19 protein-coding genes are annotated in these 20,639 nt (G+C 33.8%); 4 read left to right on the top strand and 15 right to left on the bottom strand.

The features are described 5' to 3' along the window. Positions 1-561 precede the first annotated feature (561 nt). A complete protein-coding gene (locus tag I6L50_RS15825; protein WP_219302007.1) occupies positions 562-1,437 on the bottom strand; it encodes a LysR family transcriptional regulator in 876 nt (291 codons plus the stop codon). 138 nt (positions 1,438-1,575) lie between these two features. Between I6L50_RS15825 and I6L50_RS15820 the strand changes: the two genes are divergently transcribed. Continuing rightward, entirely contained in the window at positions 1,576-2,244 is a 669-nt protein-coding gene (locus tag I6L50_RS15820) for a YczE/YyaS/YitT family protein (protein WP_033708127.1), read from the top strand. A gap of 440 nt (positions 2,245-2,684) precedes the next feature. On the opposite strand, the gene topB is transcribed toward I6L50_RS15820, so the two are convergent. Then, a complete protein-coding gene (topB, locus tag I6L50_RS15815) occupies positions 2,685-4,829 on the bottom strand; it encodes a DNA topoisomerase III (RefSeq protein WP_219302006.1) in 2,145 nt (714 codons plus the stop codon). A gap of 438 nt (positions 4,830-5,267) precedes the next feature. Between topB and I6L50_RS15810 the strand changes: the two genes are divergently transcribed. Beyond that, positions 5,268-5,813 (top strand): hypothetical protein, encoded by a 546-nt coding sequence (locus I6L50_RS15810; protein WP_219302005.1) that lies wholly within the window; start codon positions 5,268-5,270, stop codon positions 5,811-5,813. Positions 5,814-5,864: 51 nt separating this feature from the next. Here the strand turns inward: I6L50_RS15810 and I6L50_RS15805 are convergent, their stop codons facing one another. The 3 genes from I6L50_RS15805 to I6L50_RS15795 all read right to left on the bottom strand — a co-directional run bounded on the left by I6L50_RS15805 (position 5,865) and on the right by I6L50_RS15795 (position 10,148). Beyond that, positions 5,865-7,517, bottom strand: coding sequence for a multicopper oxidase family protein (locus tag I6L50_RS15805; protein ID WP_219302004.1), 1,653 nt, complete (start codon positions 7,515-7,517; stop codon positions 5,865-5,867). A 118-nt stretch (positions 7,518-7,635) separates the two neighbouring features. Then, positions 7,636-8,919: an aminopeptidase P family protein gene (locus I6L50_RS15800; protein ID WP_219302003.1), complete on the bottom strand. Its 1,284-nt coding sequence runs from the start codon at positions 8,917-8,919 to the stop codon at positions 7,636-7,638. A 311-nt stretch (positions 8,920-9,230) separates the two neighbouring features. Then, complete coding sequence (locus tag I6L50_RS15795; protein ID WP_219302002.1) at positions 9,231-10,148, bottom strand: hypothetical protein; 918 nt, start codon at positions 10,146-10,148, stop codon at positions 9,231-9,233. A 246-nt stretch (positions 10,149-10,394) separates the two neighbouring features. Between I6L50_RS15795 and I6L50_RS15790 the strand changes: the two genes are divergently transcribed. Then, positions 10,395-10,625, top strand: a complete 231-nt coding sequence (locus I6L50_RS15790) for a DUF896 domain-containing protein (RefSeq protein WP_002035023.1) — start codon at positions 10,395-10,397, stop codon at positions 10,623-10,625. A 50-nt stretch (positions 10,626-10,675) separates the two neighbouring features. On the opposite strand, the gene I6L50_RS15785 is transcribed toward I6L50_RS15790, so the two are convergent. The 6 genes from I6L50_RS15785 to deoC all read right to left on the bottom strand — a co-directional run bounded on the left by I6L50_RS15785 (position 10,676) and on the right by deoC (position 15,472). Beyond that, on the bottom strand, positions 10,676-11,158 hold the full coding sequence (locus tag I6L50_RS15785) for a CcdC family protein (protein WP_002012104.1): 483 nt from the start codon (positions 11,156-11,158) through the stop codon (positions 10,676-10,678). A gap of 15 nt (positions 11,159-11,173) precedes the next feature. Then, positions 11,174-11,569 carry a DUF2871 domain-containing protein gene (locus I6L50_RS15780; protein ID WP_002086252.1) on the bottom strand — a complete coding sequence of 132 codons (396 nt, stop codon included), beginning with the start codon at positions 11,567-11,569 and terminating at the stop codon, positions 11,174-11,176. A gap of 181 nt (positions 11,570-11,750) precedes the next feature. Beyond that, positions 11,751-12,146 (bottom strand): cytidine deaminase, encoded by a 396-nt coding sequence (locus I6L50_RS15775; RefSeq protein ID WP_002158324.1) that lies wholly within the window; start codon positions 12,144-12,146, stop codon positions 11,751-11,753. Positions 12,147-12,179: 33 nt separating this feature from the next. Beyond that, positions 12,180-13,481: a pyrimidine-nucleoside phosphorylase gene (locus tag I6L50_RS15770; RefSeq protein ID WP_002165965.1), complete on the bottom strand. Its 1,302-nt coding sequence runs from the start codon at positions 13,479-13,481 to the stop codon at positions 12,180-12,182. A 36-nt stretch (positions 13,482-13,517) separates the two neighbouring features. Then, the gene (locus tag I6L50_RS15765; RefSeq protein WP_000876193.1) at positions 13,518-14,699 is read right to left on the bottom strand and encodes a NupC/NupG family nucleoside CNT transporter; all 1,182 of its coding nucleotides are present in this window, start codon (positions 14,697-14,699) and stop codon (positions 13,518-13,520) included. A gap of 101 nt (positions 14,700-14,800) precedes the next feature. Continuing rightward, entirely contained in the window at positions 14,801-15,472 is a 672-nt protein-coding gene (gene deoC, locus I6L50_RS15760; protein WP_002012110.1) for a deoxyribose-phosphate aldolase, read from the bottom strand. Positions 15,473-15,628: 156 nt separating this feature from the next. Here deoC and I6L50_RS15755 point away from each other — a divergent pair, with 156 nt between their 5' ends. After that, the gene (locus I6L50_RS15755) at positions 15,629-15,991 is read left to right on the top strand and encodes a hypothetical protein (protein ID WP_002086260.1); all 363 of its coding nucleotides are present in this window, start codon (positions 15,629-15,631) and stop codon (positions 15,989-15,991) included. Positions 15,992-16,039: 48 nt separating this feature from the next. Here I6L50_RS15755 and I6L50_RS15750 read toward each other — a convergent pair whose 3' ends face one another. From I6L50_RS15750 to nheB, 4 genes are all read right to left on the bottom strand, one after another. Beyond that, positions 16,040-16,987: a DNA-binding transcriptional repressor DeoR gene (locus I6L50_RS15750; RefSeq protein WP_113938134.1), complete on the bottom strand. Its 948-nt coding sequence runs from the start codon at positions 16,985-16,987 to the stop codon at positions 16,040-16,042. Positions 16,988-17,353: 366 nt separating this feature from the next. After that, entirely contained in the window at positions 17,354-17,980 is a 627-nt protein-coding gene (locus tag I6L50_RS15745) for a LysE family translocator (protein ID WP_098763821.1), read from the bottom strand. Positions 17,981-18,215: 235 nt separating this feature from the next. Further along, a complete protein-coding gene (gene nheC / locus I6L50_RS15740) occupies positions 18,216-19,295 on the bottom strand; it encodes a non-hemolytic enterotoxin subunit C (protein ID WP_219302001.1) in 1,080 nt (359 codons plus the stop codon). Positions 19,296-19,428: 133 nt separating this feature from the next. Beyond that, entirely contained in the window at positions 19,429-20,637 is a 1,209-nt protein-coding gene (nheB, locus tag I6L50_RS15735; protein ID WP_016092835.1) for a non-hemolytic enterotoxin NHE subunit B, read from the bottom strand. Between the last annotated feature and the right edge of the window lie 2 nt (positions 20,638-20,639).

Here is a 20,639-nt window from a genome sequence, read left to right as displayed (position 1 = left end):
TTATTATATATTTTATTGTTTTACAATAAATTTTTATTATTTTATATAATATTTTTGTTGTATAATTTTATTCCAAGCAAAAACAAAAAGCATCCCTCATTCAAAGAAATGCTCTATAACTTTTTATAAACATCGGTGTAAGCTACTTTCAGCTGTTCTCTTCATTGCTTGTTTTTATTTTCTAATTTCTTATTTTTCCTTTATATAAAAGAAATGATATAAACGTCCAATTTAATAACACCTTTCCAAACAATTATTTCAAATAAATTTTAGTGCTAGTATACAAAACTCTGTAATTATAAAATAAAAAAGCATGACATAAAATTGTCATGCTTTTTCTTTTATATCTATATTTTTAAACCTAATACAGAACATTTTACTCGGGAAAGAGCTTTTTCATTTGTTGAAACCACTTATGTCCTTATATAAAAAGCTCTTTACTAATAAGTAATGTAATTACTGCGTTTTTCAAATTAGTAAAGAACTTTTTATCCCGGCTCAATTTTTCGTAAGATGTCTTTATTACTTGATTGGGGGCTATTTTTGCTTTGTTCATATCTCCTAATCAGCCATTTCCCAAAATTGAGATGCTACTTTGGAAATTCTTTGGTCTTTTAATTTTACTATTACAGGCTCTAACTGAAAATCAAATTGTTTCAATTCAAAAAGCGTTGTATGTTCTAAAAATGATGATGTGTAATCCATTCTTGGAATAACGGATAATCCTAGTCCTCTACTAACAAGTGCTACAACCATCCTTATATCTTTACACTCGATAATGATATTTGGCTTGACTTGATGTTCATCAAATACTTTGAAAAGGTCTTCATTGAAGGAGAGTCCTTCCATTGCTCCTAGCATACTGAATGGAAACTGGGCAATCTGTTCAATCGTCACATGCTGTGATGAAAACGATGCTGCCCAACTTGATGGAATAATCACAGCGGTTGGTTGTTTTTTTAATATTTTCATCTCATATTGTTCACTATTTCCCAATCGTAAAAGTAAGGCAACATCAATTTCTCTTTGTTCTAGTCTTTTTAATAATTCTTCTGAATTTCCAGTTACTATTTTTATTTTGACATTAGGGTATTGTGTTCTAAACGTACTAACATAGTCAATGAGCATATTCGAACATGTAGACGATACACCGATACTTACTGTTCCGCCTATACCTTGTTCAATTTCTTGAATTTGCTGCTTTACATCTTGAATTTGCATTAACATTTGATTGGCATATTGGTATAGTATTTCACCTGTTGCTGTAAGCTCCCATTTTTGACGATATCGATGAATTAAAGTTGTGCCAAGATCAGTTTCAAGCTTTTTTAATAATTGGCTAAGTGGGGGCTGCGCGATATGGAGCACTTCTGCTGCCTTAGAAATGCTTCCTTGTTTCACAATTTCTTTAAAGTAATATAATTGCCTGAAATCCATTGTATCTCTCCATCATATGTTTTTTGATATAATTAGTTTATCATATATATATTTTTCATATGTCGAATTTAGCGTTATATTTAATTCTATAGCTATAGTCTTTATATTGATAATATTAACTAGAAAGTGAGAGATACTATGAATCATTGGAGCAGAACCTTGAAGCGCATCATCTTATACGTGCTCGGGTTATTTTTTATGTCGATTGGCATTAGCATGTCGATTCAAGCAGGATTTGGTGTATCGCCTGTGTCATCATTAGCATATGCAAGTACGCTAACGATTGGTTTATCGGTTGGTGTGACAATGGCGCTTGCAAATGTTTTATACATTATTATTCAAGTGATATTAAGTAAACGAATGGAGTTAAATGAATTTGTGAGTCAATTCATTATTTCGTTTTTATTTGGTTTTTTCATGGATGCAACGCTCTTCCTTGTACAGCTTTTCCCTGCACCTGAAACTCTCCTTGCTCGAAGTGTATATTTGATTGTTAGTTTATTTGTTATAGCGGTCGGTTTAATGGGCTATACAACAGCGAAACTGCCATTAATGCCGTATGATGCGTTAACTTATGCAATTAGTGAAAAATTTAATTTAAAATTCGGTAAAGCAAAAATTTTGAGCGATTTAATAAACATTTGTGTGGCTGGTGCAATCTGTATAGTTTTCATTCAATCATTAGGCTCAATCGGAATCGGCACACTAATTGCCGCCTATTTTATCGGCAAAATTTTAGGGTGGATGATACCGTATTATCAACCACCTCTCCAACAATGGGTATTTAAAACAGAAAAGGCTGTCTAAGGAATCATAATAAAGTACAGGAAAAATAGATGAATCAAATTCCTCAGCCGAAATCAAATAATGAATTTTACACCTTACCAAGTGCCAGTCCACATTAGGAATGGCACTTCTTTATTACTGCCTTTTCTTTGACCTTCTATCACTTTGGTTAAATGATAAAACAAACATTGTATTAAAACTAATCTGCCGTTTAGTTAAAGAAGGATCTTTAAACAACTTTTTTATATTTTAAAAGACTTTATTGCTACTTAACACTATTTCATACCATCTTTTCAAACAATTATTTCAAATGAATTTTAGTGCTAGTATACAAAACTCTGTAATTATAAAATAAAAAAGCATGACATAAAATTGTCATGCTTTTTCTTTTATATCTATATTTTTAAACCTAATACAGAACATTTTACTCGGGAAAGAGCTTTTTCATTTGTTAAAATCACTTAATTCTCAAACACAAAATTAATCTTATTATCTTTCCACTCTAACTTCGCATCAAACGCTTTCTCGCCTTTTTTAAAGCCTTTAATTAAATCGGTCTTCTCACCTTTTAATAGTTTCGTCATGTTTTTTTGCGAAATAGCTTTGCTTAAAATCTTCTTCGAGATGGTAAAGTCACATTGTGTTGTATTGTAGTTAGAACAACCGTAAAACGTTGACTTATCAATCACATCGCCATCACACTTTTTGCAGCTACCGACCTTTTTACCTGTTGTAAATTTCGATCCTTTTCGCTCAATCGATTCAACATGTAATCCGGTGAAATCCCATTTCTCCGACATTTCTACCGCGTCTTCAATAATTTTAGCTGATAGCTTTTTCGTTTGCTCCATAAATGTCGCTGGTGAAGCTGTACCTTCTCCAATTTCCGCAAGGCGTTGCTCCCATTTTGCTGTCATTTCTGGTGAAGCTAGTATTTTATCACCGATTGCTGTAATTAATACTTTCCCTTTATCGGTTGCGTACACTTGGTTTTTCTGTACATCTATATATTTACGGTCTTTCAGCATTGTAATAATACCAGCACGAGTGGCCTCAGTACCTAAACCTTCTGTTTTCTTCAATACTTTCTCAAGCTCTTCATTTTCTAAATACTTACCGGCCGTTTTCATTAACGTAATTAGTTGTCCTTCTGTATAACGTTTCGGTGGCTGTGTTTTTCCTTCTTTCACTTTCACCTTTACAACTTTTCCTTGTTCACCTTCAGCTACAATTGGAAGAATCGTTTCGTCATCTTTATCGTCTTGGAAAATGACTTTACGCCAACCTTCTTGAATTTGCTGTTTTCCTTTCGAAATGAACGCAGCACGTTCGTCTACAAGAGTTGTAATCGTTGTGTAGTCAAAGATTGCTACTTCATAATGCGCCGCAATAAGTCTTCTTACGATCATATCGTAAATTTTCTTTTCATCACCTGATAGTTTGCTTGGATTTGTCACTTGCTCTGTCGGTATAATTGCGTAGTGATCTGTAACTTTCTTTTCATTCACATAACGCTTATTATTCATAATTGATTCAATTGGTGCTGGCAATAAACCTTTATATTCATCAAACTGACTTAACTTCTGTAAAATATCAGGGAAAGTCGCTGCTTCTCCTTGTGTAACATAGTTAGAATCCGAACGTGGATAAGAGACTATCCCTTTTTGATATAGTGCTTGCGTGATATCTAGCGTCTTTTTCGGTGAAAATTTAAAGGCTTTATTCGCCGTTGCTTGCAGTGCTGATAAATTAAATAAAAACGGCGGCTGAAACTCTTTACGCTCCGTTTTCATTTCTTTTACTACAGCCGGTTTGTTTTGACAAAACGCTGCAATTTTATTTGCCAAATCAGGATCATTTAAGCGGGACTCATTATCTTTCTCCCATTTCCCCTCATACTTCTTTCCTTCTATATTAAAGGTTGCGAAAACTTCCCAAAACGGCTCTGACTTAAAGTTCTCAATTTCTTTCTCACGCTTTACGATGAGTGCTAATGTTGGTGTTTGTACACGACCAGCGGAAAACACATCATTCATTCCTTTTTTCTTTAGCAAAATACTAAAGACACGCGATGCATTCATACCAACGACCCAGTCAGCGCAAGATCTTGTATATGCTTCGTAATACGTATTAATCGTATCTGCTTCATCTAGTAAGTTTTTAAATCCTTGATAAATAGCTTGCTTCGTTAAAGATGAAATCCAAAGACGCTTCATTGGCTTTTGCACGTTGCAAAGATTAATAATATTTCTTACAATCAGTTCCCCTTCACGCCCAGCATCGCCCGCGTGAATAATTTCTGTTACCTGTGGATTATGTAACAGCTGTTTCACAACGTTAAATTGCTTATACTTTGACTTTGTTACCTCAAATTGAAAACGCTCTGGAATCATCGGCAATGTATTAAGTGACCATTTCTTCCACTCAGCGTGATAATGTTCTGGATTACATAACTGCGTCAAATGACCAATTGCCCATGTACAGTACGCTCCATTTGGAAATAACTCATTTGCTTCTACTTCTAAATACCCATCTTTCCGGCGATATTTAAACTGTGAAACAAGAGCCAAACCTTGATCTGGTTTCTCGGCAATAATTAATTTCATCTTCTAACTCCCTATCTGTATTCCAGTGTTACTTTCATTGTCTATCTGTTTAGAAGCGATGATAAAACAACCATCTTATTTATCATTCGCGGTTTGCCTCACAAATGGGAGACCTATAATATTATACGCCTATTCTTTATGGCTTCACAATAGAAACTCATTATATAACACTTTCTTTCTCATGCTTATAGACAAAAAAGACGCTCAAAAATCGAACATCTTTTCCATTCACTACTACTTGCTTACATATATTCTCTCAAAATAAAAATACAACAATTCTTTATGAAGCATCGTCCACTAAGATAACCATCATTATTTGAAAATTATATTGAACTTACCTTTTTAAAATTGTGCAGATAATTTGCAGATATAAATATGCATAAGTACTCTCCATTTGAACATATGATGAAGTGAATGATAGGACAGGGAGGTATCATGATGTTCGCTTATACGTTAACTGCCTTAACACTTTGTTGTATCTCGATTATTATCACATCATATATTTCTAAACGTAAGGGTACCCTAATGGAGTATATGGTATTTATTATGTCTTTTAGTATGAGTATCGGTTTAAGTATAGGTTTTTATTTAGGTATTCTCTTTAAAGGAGAATTACTATATTCTACTTTGCTTGCGATTTTGATTAGTAGTTGTATCGGTTTTTTAGTCGGTCTACGGTTTCACCTATTTACTGCTTTAGAAGGAATGTTCTCTGGATTAATGGCAAGTATGATGGGAGCAATGATTACAGAAATGTTAAACGCTCAACAAGCCCACAGTATACTGTTCATTAGTCTTTTACTTACTATAACAATAACTATGTCATGTATAATTCAACTTTTATCAGAAACCTTTTCTACTTTTATCCAACGGCGTTTTTTATTATTACTTTCAATTAGTGTGGTAATTATCGTTGCCGTGTTCGTGACATTCCCCGATCATACTCCCCCATCTTCATCCGGGCACGATCAACATATGCATTAACACTTGCAACGAAAATGAATAAGCAGCTATCCATCGGATAACTGCTTCATATTATTCTGGCTTATTAGGAATGTTAGGGTTTGGAACATAATCAGATTTGTAATCTGTATATTTCACTTCTGTTACCATCCCGGCTGAAGCATGGTGTAAATCATGACAGTGGAACATCCATTCACCCGGATTGTCTGCTACAAAGGCTACTTCATATTCTTCTCCTGGTTTTAAGTTCAATGTATCTTTCACAATTGGGGAACCTTCTATCGGTTTTCCATCTTTACTTAACACTTGGAAGAAATGACCGTGTAAATGCATCGGGTGATCGTCCATTTTAGAACGATTTACCAATTTTACTTTTACTAAATCACCCTTTTTCACTGGAATTGGGTCAATATCCGGAAATACCTTTCCATTAATTGTATATACCATTTCATTTCCATTCATTTGCGTATTCAAGTCCATATTATATGTGGCAGTATACTGCTGATCTAACGTGAAACTACCTAATTTTTTAGCACCATATTTCGTCATATCTAATTTCGATAATTTTTCTTTTTCATCTGCTTTATCTTTCATCTCTTTGCTGCCATCATATTCAATAACAGCTTTCATTCCTTTGGCACCTTTATTTGCTGAGTGGTCTTCCACATACCATTTCCCAGTATTATTAGCAGTAAATTCAATATCATAACGTTCACCCGGTGCGATTGAAATTACTTGATCCTTTATAACTTTTGGATCGTTTATTGGTTGACCATCTGTCGCAATTACTTTTATATCATGACCGTGAACATGTATATCATGTGATAGATAACCAGCATTAACGAGTCGAAGACGAACTTTATCTCCTTTATTCACTTTTAATGGTTCTACTAAATCCCCACTTTTACCACTGATTGTGAATAAATCATACATACTCATATCATGACCTTCCATCTTCATCTTTCCATGGTCCATTCCTGCCATATTGCCAGAGTCTTTTTTATCACTCTTCATGTCCATACCGGAATGATCCATGCCTTTCATATCATCATTCTTTTTCGTATTTTCATTACCCTTAGATTTATTACCGTCTGCTTTTTCTGTTTTCCCTTTTGTCATTTCTTTTAACTGCTTATTAATTTCTTCTTCATCTGTTACCCATTCATCTAACATTAATGTGTAATCTTTATCATACTTTTCATTTGTATCCTCTACAATAAGAGCACCATACAAGCCTCTATCTAGTTGATTTAGAGAATCTTGATGTGAATGATACCAATACGTTCCTGATACGTTCGCTTCAAATTCATAGGTGAAACTTTTTCCTGCTTCAACCGCATCTTGCGTCACACCTGGAATTCCATCCATGTTATTTGGGACAGGATACCCATGCCAATGAATAGATACTGGTGCAGATAATTCATTTTTTAATGTCACTTTAACCTTTTCACCTTTTTTCACTCTAATTTCTGGACCTGGGGATGAGCCATTAAATGTCCAGACTGGAACAATAACACCGTTACTTAGCTTTTGCTTTTCTTCTTTCGCTACTAAAGTAACTTCTGGCCCTTTTACAACTTTCAATGGTTTTGTAGCCGTTTCAGTCTGTGTTGTTTTTTTATCGTCCATATTTTTATGATCATTTGTTGTATTCGTGGTCGCAGAACATGCAGCAATTAAAGATATTACGGAGACTGTAACTGCTGTTAATACAAATCTCTTCAATGAAAATCCCTCCTTTTTCTTTTTCAAGATTATTATAGAAGACAATTTTCAAGAAAATATGGAGGTTTAAAATGGACCAAATAAAAAGACGCCCAAAATTGAGCGCCTCTTCTAATAATTATTTCGTAACAACTTCATCTTCTTTTACATTCACATTATTTTCACTCATAAACTCTTCAATCTCTTCAACTGTTCTAATGATATCTTTTGACAAGTTTTCATACCCATCTTTCGTTACAAGGATATCATCCTCAATACGAATTCCAATTGATTCTTCTTCAATATAAAGACCAGGTTCGATTGTTATAACCATACCTTCTTCTAACACTCTATCTTTGTATGTTCCTACATCGTGAGTATCTAAACCAAGGAAATGGCTGACGCCATGATAATAGTATTTTGATAACTCTTCATCTTCTTGAATTAAACCAATTGCTTTACACTTTTCTGCCAGTACCTTTTTTGTATGCTCATTTAATGCAGTAAACTTTAATCCTGGCTTAATAAGCTCAGTTGTTTCTTTCAATGCTTTTAACACTATATTATATATTTGTTTTTGGCGACTAGAGAATGTTCCACTAGCTGGGAATGTGTAACTAATATCAGCGTTGTAGTAATCTTTTTGAGCACCTAAATCTAGCAGTACTAAATCACCATTTTGAATTTGTGCATCATTATCTTCATAATGAAGAACTGTAGCATTTTTTCCACTTGCCAAAATTGTATTAAACGCATGATGCTTAATTCCAGATGATTTCAATGTGAAATCAAACTGAGCTTCTAATTCATACTCCATCATGTCAGCTTTTGCATGCTTAAGTACGTTGTAAATGCCCTCTTTCGTTACAGCAATCGCTTCTTTAATGATTTCAACTTCTTCTTCTGTTTTAAACACTCGTAATTCACAAATATTCGGATATACATTACCAATTAAAACGTGTGGATACTGTTCTCTTACATGTTTAGCAAATGCTAACGTTTTTGTCTCCGTTCCATTCCATTCACGCTGCTCTAAATCTAAATATAGATGCTTCACATTTTCTGTAAAAAGTATATTTGACATTGTCTTTTCAAAGCTATCTAAATATACAACTTTCTTTATACCTGAAATTTTCTCTGCTTCCTCGTTAGAAACTGTTTTACCGACCCATTTTTCCATTACTGGATCTGACTTTTCAATGAAAAGGGTCTCTTCCACACTATTTCCAAACTTCTTCAACATGAAAATAACATTTGGTTCATCGATTCCTGTTACATAGAAAAAATTTCGATTTGGCACAAATTTATAATGTGCATCGGCTGACATATGAGGTGCTTGCCCAGCAAATAAAATAGTAATAGATTCATCCGGTAATGTGTTTACTAATCGTTCTCTATTTTGAGCAAAAAATGTTGATTTCATAATAATCCCCCTAGCGTTCTATGTATGATTAAAAAACTAATTATCTAACACCATTCATTTTATTATTGTTATAATTTTTCGTCAATTAATAGTGTTCATTTAGACAGTAATACTTTCTTCACTAGGCACATTTCACTCACAATTATGCATACCACTCCACAATTTCTTGACATTTATTCCATATACTTAACATCTCATATATAGAGGGGTACTACTCATTTTAATTGGACTTTATGATATATCCTTATATTGGGTATAAATAAAAAAGGTAAGTTCAAGTGACTTGAACTTACCTTTTTTACAAATTATTTTTAACTCTTCTGCATCCCCTTCTGCTTCATCTCCCATTTTTTATACAGTAGTACTGCACCAAATAAAAATACCCCTGCAACAAATGAACCTACTGGTAACATCTTTATCATTTCATCAGGAAATACGAGCGGAAGTAATGGGAATGCATACGCTACTGGAATACGTACTCCAACGATTTTTAATAAAATAAGCATCAATATCATATTTAATAAAGTGACTACAATCCATGAATCAATTGCAAAATACAATAAAGTTCCAACAGTCGCCGATATAGTTAATACTACTATTTGTTTAAATGCCATTTTTTCATTGTACATCGGTTTTTGAAGTGATTCATACACAACGACTAGAATTGGCGGAATAACCGCTAATTGTTCATAACCAGTTATCCAACATAAACTGATCCATACAAAATTTAAAAATAGAAATACAACCATATATTTATATTGGATTTTAACTTTTCTCTCAATACCGTTATTCAATTTAAAAATAAGAACACCAATCATTAAAATAAATGTCAAAACGAAGACTGAGATAACAAATGACCATTCCGTCGCATTTGTTACTAATGGTAATAAACCTGTCGCAATAGATGGTGCTAAATTGGATTGAATAACACGTAAAAACAACATCATTAATATAAGTGTTAAGCTAACTTTTCCTATATAGGAAATATCCATTTGATTCACTGCAAAACCAATAACAGCTGTTATTGACGGCGCAATAAAGATTTTTTCTGGTTGTCTTAGCCATCCCGGCTCACGATATGCCCATAAAGCTATTGCCATCGCAGCTATTTCCGGCAAAATTACTTCTGGATCATCTAATAGTACACCAGCTGTAACCATCGCTAATATAAATAGAATTGCAATGCTATATGATATGATTGTTTCTTTCCTTGAAATTACTGAATTCATTATTACGTACTCCTTTTTGCTTATTACTCTCATAAAGTAAAATAACACCCTATATACCCTACTTAGGTATTGTATATTAACATCTTTTCTATTTCAAGTATTTGTAGTTTTTTCATTCTTTATCACCCCATACACTTACAAAACAAGGAATGTTTATAGGCATTGACACTTATTAAAAGATAGGTTAAAATAACTATACATTAGTAAGTAACTAATGTAATTAAATCTAACTAGAGGTGAAAACAAATGAAAAACATTTTATTCCGTATTAACGAATTATCAAAAAAAGAAAGAACATCTGGATTAACAGTTGATGAAAAACAAGAACAACAAATGTTGCGTCAAAACTATACAAAAACATTTCGCGGGAGCTTAGATTCCATTTTATTAAACACAAAAATCGTTGATCAAAATGGTCTTAACGTTACACCAGTTGCATTACAAGATGCTCAAATACGTTTAAAATTAAGCAAATGAAATCAAAGCTAAAAAAACAATCGTATAAAACATAAAAAGAGCTGAAATTCCTATATAGAAATTCCAGCTCTTTTTATTGTCTTTTCTAATTTAGTAAACGAGCGATACATCGCAATTCTCCACGATACAATCATCGCAAAAGCGAGTAAGAAAAACATTCCACTTAATTGGGTTAAATCAATCGACTGACTTAAATATGATTTCAATGCTACCCGAACAGCTAATAAACCAACTAAAATAAATATGAACGCTTTTGATGGTTTCATATATATGTCTTCGCCTCTTATTTCGAACTTAGATGTTTTAATAAGAAATATAGAGAAAATAAGTCCTACGCTAATTGCCTCTACTATTTCTAAAGACGTTAATCGAAACTCTGGTAAGAAGTACATCATTGCACCAGTGCTCATAAAAATTGGCGGTAATATAATTTTCTTTTTCGTTACCGGTTTTTTCGCTGACTTAAAGCGAAGAAACATAACTCCAACGGCCATACAAACCGCTACTATACTTGATAAAAGTGCTAAACTCATACTCTCCACTCCTATCTATTTAAAAGATTTTTTGAGCAAAATCATAAACCAAACGAGCCCAACACTTATAATGACATGACCTAATCCAGCCATATGGCTTAAACCATTAAAGTCAGTTCCATTTACTTGTAGAAGACCTCTAAATACCATTGTAGCAATAGTAAAAATTAATCCTACATTATAAACAACAAACCACGCACGAAAACTTTTTGTTTCACGGACATTAAATACTTTAAATAGAGCTAAAGCGATCAAAAAGAATACGAAGCCGAGCACTAATACGTGTGTATGCACTAATTGCAACATAGTGGATCCTTTAATTCCTTGCGCTTTCGTATACTCTCTTGCAAATACACCTGATAATAAACCAATAATTAAGTAAATGAATGCTGCATTATATAATTTCTTCATCATATTCCTCCTGCTGTAGAACGACAATTCATATTGTCACTTTCTTTATTCACTGCAATCATTTTACGCAAAGTTTATGAACGGAATATGAACAGAGTATTACATTGTTAGTCTTGCGTTTTATTTTTTGAAAATAAAAAAGACCATTCCCCAACTATTAATTGTGGAATGGCCTTTTAACTTATTTTAAATCTTCAATTGAGAAGGCGCCAGGCAGTAACTGCTCTACAGTCACTTCTTTTTCATCGCCTTTTACATTCGTTAGTAAAACTGGCATTTTCGGATTACAAAATTCAGCAATCACTTGTCTACAAGCACCACATGGTGAAATAGGTCCGTCAGTTTCTCCTGTAATGACTAAGTAACTAAAGTCGCGCTCACCTTCTGATACTGCTTTAAAGATCGCTGTTCTTTCTGCACAGTTACATAAACCGTAAGAAGCGTTTTCTATATTACAACCAGTATAGATTTTACCTTCTTTCGTAACTAATGCTGCACCAACAGGAAATTTAGAATACGGAATATATGCTTTTGACAACATCTTATTTGCTTCTTCGATATATTTTTTCTTATCCATATTATTTCCTCCTCAAAGTAAATGTAATTATGATTAGTCAGTAATAACTGTATGAACTAATTTAGGAGCCACTGCTGTTTCAGCGATAGAAATGTTCTCATAGATTTTTGCTTTTACATCTTCTACATTTTCGCGATTTGCATAGATCGTTACGAACGGCTCGCCTTCTTTTACTGCATCGCCAACTTTTTTACGTAACATTAATCCTACCGCTAAATCGATTTCATCTTCTTTTGTCGCACGACCTGCACCTAATAACATAGCTGCGATACCGATTTCATCTGCAACAATGTTTGAAATCACACCTGAAGTTTTTGCAGGTACATCAATTACATACTTCGCTTGTGGCATTTTTTCTGGATTGTCTACAATCGAGCTGTCTCCGCCTTGGTTGCTTAAGAACTCTTTAAATTTCTCAGTTGCTTTTCCATTTTTCATCACTTCAATTAGCATTTCACGAGCTTCTTCCAATGTATTTGCTTTTTTCGCAAGTACAACCATTTGGCTACCTAATACAAGTACTAATTCTGTTAGATCTTCTGGACCTTCGCCTTTTAAAGTATCAATTGCTTCCTTCACTTCTAGAGCGTTACCAATCGCAAAACCAAGAGGTTGTGACATATCTGAAATTACTGCCATCGTTTGACGTCCAACATTATTTCCGATACGTACCATTGCATGAGCTAATTCTTTTGCATCTTCTTCGGTTTTCATAAATGCACCAGCACCTGTTTTTACATCAAGTACGATTGCATCAGCACCAGCTGCAATTTTTTTACTCATAATTGAACTTGCAATTAGAGGAATTGAATTTACTGTTCCTGTTACATCACGTAATGCATAAATCTTTTTATCAGCAGGTGTTAAGTTTCCTGTTTGTCCGATAACAGCCACTTTGTCACGGTTTACAATATCAATGAACTGTTCTTTCGTAATTTCAACGTGGAATCCTTCTACCGCTTCTAATTTATCAATTGTCCCGCCCGTATGTCCTAAACCACGACCAGACATTTTTGCTACTGGTACATCTAAAGCAGCGACTAATGGTCCTAATACTAATGTTGTCGTATCACCAACACCGCCAGTTGAATGCTTATCTACTTTAATGCCTTCAATTGCTGATAAGTCGATTGTTTCTCCAGACTCAACCATTGCCATCGTTAAATCTGCACGTTCACGATCCGTCATATCTTTAAAGAAAATTGCCATTGCAAGTGCACTCGCTTGATAGTCAGGAATACTTCCGTCTGTATAACCGTTAATAAAGAAATTAATTTCTTCAGTCGTTAATTCTTTTCCATCACGTTTTTTCGCAATAATATCTACCATTCTCATTACAATCACCATTCCTTTTTATATTATATGAATCTGTTAAAATAATAAGCCCACGATTGTTGCTGATAAGAAACTTACTAACGTTGCACCGAAAAGTAATTTCAAACCAAATCTTGCGACTACATTCCCTTGTTTTTCATTTAAGCTCTTAACTGCCCCTGCAATAATCCCAATTGAAGAGAAGTTTGCAAATGAAACTAAGAATACAGATATAATCGCTGTCGTTCTATCTGAGAAATTAAAGTTTCCTTTTGCTAAATCTGTCATCGCAACAAATTCATTTGATACTAATTTTGTTGCCATAATATTTCCGGCATTAACTGCTTCATGCCAAGGTACACCCATAATAAATGCAAATGGTGCAAATACATAGCCAAGAATTTCTTGGAATGAGATACCGATTACACCTTTAAATACTGCATTAATGAATGCGATAAGAGCAACGAAACCAATTAACATAGCTGCTACTGTAATCGCAACTTTAAATCCATCTATAATGTATTCCCCTAATACTTCAAAGAATGTCTTTTTCTCTTCTTCTTGTACTTCTAACATATCTTCTTCTTCAGTAACTTCATACGGGTTAATGATAGAAGCAATAATGAAGCCACCGAATAAGTTAAGCACTAAAGCGGTTACAACATATTGCGGTTTTAATAACACCATATATGATCCAACGATAGACATAGATACCGTAGACATTGCAGATGCACATAATGTATACATTCTTTTCTCTGGCAATAACCCTAGTTGTTTCTTAACTGAAATAAACACTTCAGATTGTCCTAAAATCGCAGAAGCTACCGCGTTATATGATTCTAATTTCCCCATTCCATTTACTTTACTTAATACTAGACCGATAGATTTCACAATAATAGGTAATACTTTAATGTGTTGCAAAATACCTATTAAAGCTGATATAAATACGATTGGCATTAATACACTTAAAAAGAATGAAAACTCTTTTTGATTTACTAATCCACCAAATACGAAATTCACACCATCAGCGGCATATTTTAATAATTCTCCAAAACCATCTGCTATTCCGCTAATTAATATATTCCCTACGCTTGTATTTAATAATAAAAACCCCAAAATGAATTGTAATATAACCATCGTTATGATTGGGCGATATTTGACTTTCTTTCTATCATTACTAGCAAGCCAAGCGATACCTAAAATCAATACGAGGCCTAAAACACCGATTAAGTATTTCATAAGCCGTCTCCTCCCATTCGTATCCGCTTACATTTTTTTCAATTGTTAGAGCAATAGATACACTATACGTTGTGTATCTATTGCTTTTCACACTTTATTAATTAGTAGTTATCTGTAGCACCTTTTGCATCATTTAATACGATTGCAACACTAGCACTTGCTCCAACGCGAGAAGCTCCAGCCTCTACCATTTTGTCTGCATCTTCACGTGTACGAACGCCGCCAGATGCTTTCACGCCAACGTTTGGTCCAACTGTTTTACGCATTAACGCGATATCTTCAGCAGTTGCTCCGCCAGTTGAGAATCCAGTTGAAGTTTTTACGAAATCAGCGCCAGCTTTTACTGATAATTCACAAGCACGAACTTTTTCTTCATCTGTTAGAAGGCAAGTTTCAATGATTACTTTTACAAGAGCTTTTCCTTTTGCTGCTTGTACTACTTCATAAATATCTTTTTCAACGAACTCATTGTCGCCATCTTTTAAAGCACCTACGTTGATTACCATATCAACTTCAGTTGCACCTTTTGCGATAGCATCTTTTGTTTCGAATGCTTTTGTTTCAGTAGTGCTTGCTCCTAATGGGAAACCGATTACAGTACAAACGTCTACATCATGTCCAGCTAATTCTTCTGCAGCTAGCTTTACCCATGTAGGATTAATACAAACTGAAGCAAATTTGTATTGCTTTGCCTCTTCGATTACTTTCATAACATCTTCTTTTGTAGAATTTGGTTTTAAAATTGTATGGTCAATTAACTTTGCAATGTTCATTATCTTCACTCCTCATATCTTTTAACAACTTCATTCTAACCCTTAGTTGAACAAATGTAAATACACTTTTGAACTTTTGTTCATTCTTTTTCAGAAGGGAATTTCTTGTAATACATTGAAAGTAGTATAAGCTTGTAAATAAAGGATGTGAACCACTTGTTTAAGTCAAAATTCTTTATATTCACATTGCTAGTATGCACCTCACTATCCATATTTATTTTTTATAAAAGGGATGTTATTTTCCAAGAAGGAAACCCAGTTCCATTTGCTTTAGCTATGTCTAAGATGGTTATTCAAGATAAAGAAATGGTGGAAGTAGAACCGATAGATAATCAATACCCCTACTTAGTAAAGCGCGGAAAAATGGAACCTTTTATCGATATGATGGAGCAAGATGGATGGAGTTTTGTAGATAGAGATATTATGGCTAACTCACTAATTTTTGAAAAAGGAGATCAATCAAAGAGCGTTCCTTACAAATACTTTACAAGGTACTACACATTGATTTATTCATACTAAAAATAAAAGGCTTTCTCAAAATTAATATTTTGAGAAAGCCTTTTATTTCTAACCTTTTTGATAATGTAACAATTCTTTCGCTGTATGCTGATCTATAATTAGTACATTTGCATACCCGCCACGTAACGCACCGTCAATTGCTTTTATTTTTCTATTACCACCTGCAACTAAAATAGAACGTTTCTTTAACTTTAACTCTTCTAACTCAATTCCAATTGTACGCTTATTAATTTCTTCACTACTAATATTTCCATCTCCGTCAAAGAAACGTGAACAAATGTCACCGACTGCTTGTTTTTTCAGTAAGCTAGTTTCATCCTTATCTAAATATCCTAATCGGAATAATAACGCTTCATCACGCACTGTTCCGACAGTAAAAATTGCAATATTCGCTTGTTTTCCCATTTCAATAATGTGATGAATATGTCGATCCTGCTCCACTAATTCTTTTGTCACCGCATTATCAAATATAACTGGAAGAGGTAGATTTCTTGGCGTCGTTTGAAAAGCATCTGCAAATAACGCGATCGTTTCATTCGCATATGTATTTACACTTGAGTGACTAATGCCACCTTTTAACTGGACAACCTCTACACCTTTCACATGTTGCGGTACGATTTTTCTAGCGATTTCATACATCGTCATTCCCCAGCTTACACCAACGATATCACCATTTTTCACTGTCTTTTCCATATACTCAGCTGCATATTTACTAATATACTCCGTAATCGTTGCATATTCTGGTACTGGAGAAAATACGACATGCGCTTCTAACAGGTTATACTTTTCTTTAAGTAAATTCCCAACGTTATCTAAGTCAGCAAATGGATCAGCTATACTAATTTGAACAAATCCTTTTTCTTTCGCATACTTCAATAATCTAGAAATCGTCGGTCTTGAAATATTTAATTTATTAGCAATTTCTTGCTGACTATAATCTGATTGATAATATAATCTTGCAACTTCAACGCTTAATTGTTGTTTATCCTTATCCATAGTAACTCATTACATACCCTTTCCTGTATTTCCTTTTCGTTACAAGCATTATACAGCTTTATGCAAAAAAATTCGACTACCGAATTTTATCTAACTGAACTTCTACTACACTTAGTATTTACAATGAAACTTTAATCAATGGTTTTTTATCCATCCCTTACTTATTATCAGCCCGACCTCATAATGTAATATTTTTCCTTATACAGCAAACCGGTCAGGTTATTAAGGAACTCATTTTTAAACTTCAAATTAGATATGGGCATAAAATTAGTATGAAGGCGTGAAATCAATTGTAAAATGGCAGTTTTAGAATAAGTAAATAAGAGAAATAACCACCATTGATTATTTCTCTTTTCATATACATATTTATTTTTGGAAAAACAACCTAACTCCAAATACTAACAATACTGCGCCCGTAATACCTTCTATTGTACGGTTCACTCTTTCTTTTCTTAGAAAAGTTCTTAATTGGCGTATGAGTGAAATATAAAGCACATACCATATTGCTGTCAAAGTCGTAAATGTGACTCCTAATAAAAGAAATTGTAGGAAATGATTTTGATTACTCACAATAAATTGGGGTAAAAAACTAAGGAAAAACACAGCAGTTTTTGGGTTTAAAATTGCCGTAGTAAATCCTTGTCTAAAGCTTTTAATTGCTCCAATATCCTTAGAGTCCACTTCTACTGAGCCTGACATATCTTCTTTTTTATGTAAGGCGCTTTTAATTGACTTTACAGCTAAGTAAATTAAATAAAAAGCCCCAGCATATTTTATAAATGTAAATAACATCGCAAATTTCATTAGGATGGCAGAAAGTCCTAGTGTAGCCATTATTGTATGAATCATCATTCCAGATACCGTTCCTAAGACGGTCTTTATCCCACCATTTTTACCATGCGAGATAGTGTTTTTTGTAACTAAGGCAAAACCGGGACCAGGCATTATTATGATTAGGATTGCTGTAAGAATAAATAACAAATAATTTTCCATGTTCTAGTATTTCCTTTCCAATTTTTAGTTTTGCCTATAGTATAGCTTTTTTACTTAAAATATTAAATATAAAAAGCGTGATTAGGAGTTCATCGAGGTTATTAGTATCAATTTGACCAAACATTATCCTAAAGTTACATTGATAAAATGCACGGCAAACTTATGGGTAAAATTACAAGATCGGCTCTCACAAAAAACGGGATAAAAAAAATAAACAGTGGAACTACTCCGCTGTTTATTTCGCCACGCCTTCATGTAATTTTTCTGTATAATCTTTTACATCCTTCCAGCTATCTTTCGCTGTATTTAAATCTTCTTTTATAAAGGTAAATTCTTCAGGGCTGATTCCTTTTACGTTTTGTAGTAAATTGTTATATTTCGCACCTACCGTATACCACTGATTTGATATGTTTTGCAGTGCTGTAATTGCTGCATCAATTGTTTCTGTCATATTAGTCGTTTTATTTTTCACATCTGTCAAAATTGCCACTTCTGCTTGTGCTCCAGAAATTCTATTCTTTAAACTGGCTATTTCTCGTTCTGCATTTGCAATATCTTTTTTCGCAATCGCAATCATCGGTCCGCCAGCAAGACATGTTATTAGCGCTACGCAAAGTACACCACCAGCAATCACCATATCGTTACTCTTTTTGATCGAATCGTTATATGTATTTATTTGTTGCTCTAGAGCTGGAATACCAGCATTCGTACTTGCCAAAATCGCTGTTAATTGATTTGTATCCTCTTTAAAACTATTTGTGTCTTTCGCCATTCTATCGCGAAAAGCTTTCAAATTCCCTAATAATACATCTACCTCATTTTGATTCTTTAAAATGTCCGCATACAACTTTTCTAAATCCGCTTTTAACTTTACGCTATCTTTTTGATCAATCGCTAATAGCATGTCACTATAGTACGCTTGAAAAGTATTGTTGTAATCAATAATATTTTGATCCGTTTTCATAATTTGAGGCTTCATATTATTTAACCAATATGCCGCATTAATTTTTGCATCTTTTTGATGCTGAATCATATTCCCTCTTAAATTACCATTAATTGAACTTATTTTACTCAAATCAGTCTCTTGTTGATTTTGAATTAATTTTGCATATGAATCCATCGCAAATATACTTGATGTCGTTTGCGCCATTACATCTTGGAACCCTGCTGGTCCGAGAGAATAATTTTTCGCATTTTCTTGCAATGTTTTTACGTTTTGTTCCGCTGCAAAAGGATGTAAAGGAAGCACATTACTCGTTGCCACTCCAGCAATCATTATCGTTAAAAGGCATTTTTTATAGAAATTATTACGCATACTTATCACCTATTCTTTTTATGAGGATATGAAACGTTAGAGGTAAAAGAACTCCTGCTCACTACTGAACAGGAGCTCTCTATTTTACAATAATCAATTATCTATACATAATGTTGTAACAGTTTAATTACTATTATGCTTTTTTCGTATCTACTACTTTAATATCTTCAGCATAAATCTTTTCTGCATAGTCTTTAATGTTTTTCCAGCTATCTTTAGCTATATTCAAGTCTTCCTTAATGAAAACAAGGTCGTTTGGACTAATAGAGTCTACATTTTGAAGTAATGAATTATATTTCGATCCCATTGTATACCATTGGTTTGAAATATTTTGCAACGCTGTAATTGCTGTATCAATTGTGTTTGTTAAATACTCAGTTTGTGTTTTAATGTTCGTTAGTCCTGCCACTTCTAATTGGGCAGTTGTAACTTGTCCTGTTATCTTTTGAATTTCTGCTTGTGCATTATCAAGCTCTTTCTTCGCTAATACGATTCCAGCTGTTCCACCACCTACAGCTGCTGTGCCACCTGCAATTAATGCGATTCCTAGCGGCGTTCCTGCACCAGTAGCAATAACTACCGCACCACCGATAATTGCAATTGGGCCTAAAGCTGTCGCAACAGATGAACCGATAATAATTGCATTATATTTACTAATTGCTTCATTATACGTTGTAATTTGATTTTGCAGAAGCGGAATTCCAGCATCTTGACTAGCCAAGATAGATGTAATTTGATTTGCATCTCCCTTGAAATTTTGAGTATCCGACGTCATTTTATTTCGGAATTTCTTTAAGTCTTCTACTAACTTATCTACTTGCGCTTTATTTTCAGTAATACTACTTGATAATCTAGTTAGACCTTTCGTAAGAGTTGCTTTATCCTTTGCATCAACCGCAGCAACTAAAGTATCATAATAGTTTTGGAATTTCGTATTGTAATTAATGATATTTTGATTCGTTGAAATAAGCTGTGGCTTCAATACATCTAGCCATTGTTGTGCATTCCCTCTAGCTGTATCTTGATGCTGAATCACTTTACCTTTTAAAGCTGCATCAACTGACGATACATTACCAAAGTTAACATTACCTTGTTTAATAATTGTTAAAGCGTACAGATCCATTACTAAAGCGTTTGAACCTGTTCTTTCCATTGCATCTTTCAGGCCTTCTGGTCCTAATGAATATTCTTCGTAGTCATTATAAGCTTTTGCTACAGCATGAACTGGAGCTTGTTTCACTGTACTTTCAGCTGCATACGTATGGGCCGGCATAATATTCCCTGCTGCAAATACTGCCATAAGTGCTGATAGAGCCATTACTTTATAAGGTTTTTTTGTCATTT

Origin of the sequence: Bacillus sp. FDAARGOS_1420, assembly GCF_019344915.1 — a bacterium.
Taxonomy (GTDB): domain Bacteria; phylum Bacillota; class Bacilli; order Bacillales; family Bacillaceae_G; genus Bacillus_A; species Bacillus_A mycoides.
Note: the sequence above shows the minus strand (reverse complement) of the source record. Positions and strands in the feature narration are given on the sequence as shown.

Bases quoted from the DNA above. Each gene is read 5' to 3' on its own strand.
- I6L50_RS15780 (WP_002086252.1), bottom strand. From the start codon at position 11,569: ATGAAGAAATTATATAATGCAGCATTCATTTACTTAATTATTGGTTTA.
- I6L50_RS15745 (WP_098763821.1), bottom strand. From the start codon at position 17,980: ATGGAAAATTATTTGTTATTTATTCTTACAGCAATCCTAATCATAATA.
- I6L50_RS15820 (WP_033708127.1), top strand. From the start codon at position 1,576: ATGAATCATTGGAGCAGAACCTTGAAGCGCATCATCTTATACGTGCTC.
- I6L50_RS15785 (WP_002012104.1), bottom strand. From the start codon at position 11,158: ATGAGTTTAGCACTTTTATCAAGTATAGTAGCGGTTTGTATGGCCGTT.
- topB (WP_219302006.1), bottom strand. From the start codon at position 4,829: ATGAAATTAATTATTGCCGAGAAACCAGATCAAGGTTTGGCTCTTGTT.
- I6L50_RS15770 (WP_002165965.1), bottom strand. From the start codon at position 13,481: ATGAGAATGGTAGATATTATTGCGAAAAAACGTGATGGAAAAGAATTA.
- I6L50_RS15825 (WP_219302007.1), bottom strand. From the start codon at position 1,437: ATGGATTTCAGGCAATTATATTACTTTAAAGAAATTGTGAAACAAGGA.
- nheC (WP_219302001.1), bottom strand. From the start codon at position 19,295: ATGCGTAATAATTTCTATAAAAAATGCCTTTTAACGATAATGATTGCT.
- I6L50_RS15795 (WP_219302002.1), bottom strand. From the start codon at position 10,148: ATGAATTCAGTAATTTCAAGGAAAGAAACAATCATATCATATAGCATT.
- I6L50_RS15800 (WP_219302003.1), bottom strand. From the start codon at position 8,919: ATGAAATCAACATTTTTTGCTCAAAATAGAGAACGATTAGTAAACACA.
- I6L50_RS15790 (WP_002035023.1), top strand. From the start codon at position 10,395: ATGAAAAACATTTTATTCCGTATTAACGAATTATCAAAAAAAGAAAGA.
- nheB (WP_016092835.1), bottom strand. From the start codon at position 20,637: ATGACAAAAAAACCTTATAAAGTAATGGCTCTATCAGCACTTATGGCA.
- deoC (WP_002012110.1), bottom strand. From the start codon at position 15,472: ATGAACATTGCAAAGTTAATTGACCATACAATTTTAAAACCAAATTCT.
- I6L50_RS15750 (WP_113938134.1), bottom strand. From the start codon at position 16,987: ATGGATAAGGATAAACAACAATTAAGCGTTGAAGTTGCAAGATTATAT.
- I6L50_RS15765 (WP_000876193.1), bottom strand. From the start codon at position 14,699: ATGAAATACTTAATCGGTGTTTTAGGCCTCGTATTGATTTTAGGTATC.
- I6L50_RS15775 (WP_002158324.1), bottom strand. From the start codon at position 12,146: ATGGATAAGAAAAAATATATCGAAGAAGCAAATAAGATGTTGTCAAAA.
- I6L50_RS15810 (WP_219302005.1), top strand. From the start codon at position 5,268: ATGTTCGCTTATACGTTAACTGCCTTAACACTTTGTTGTATCTCGATT.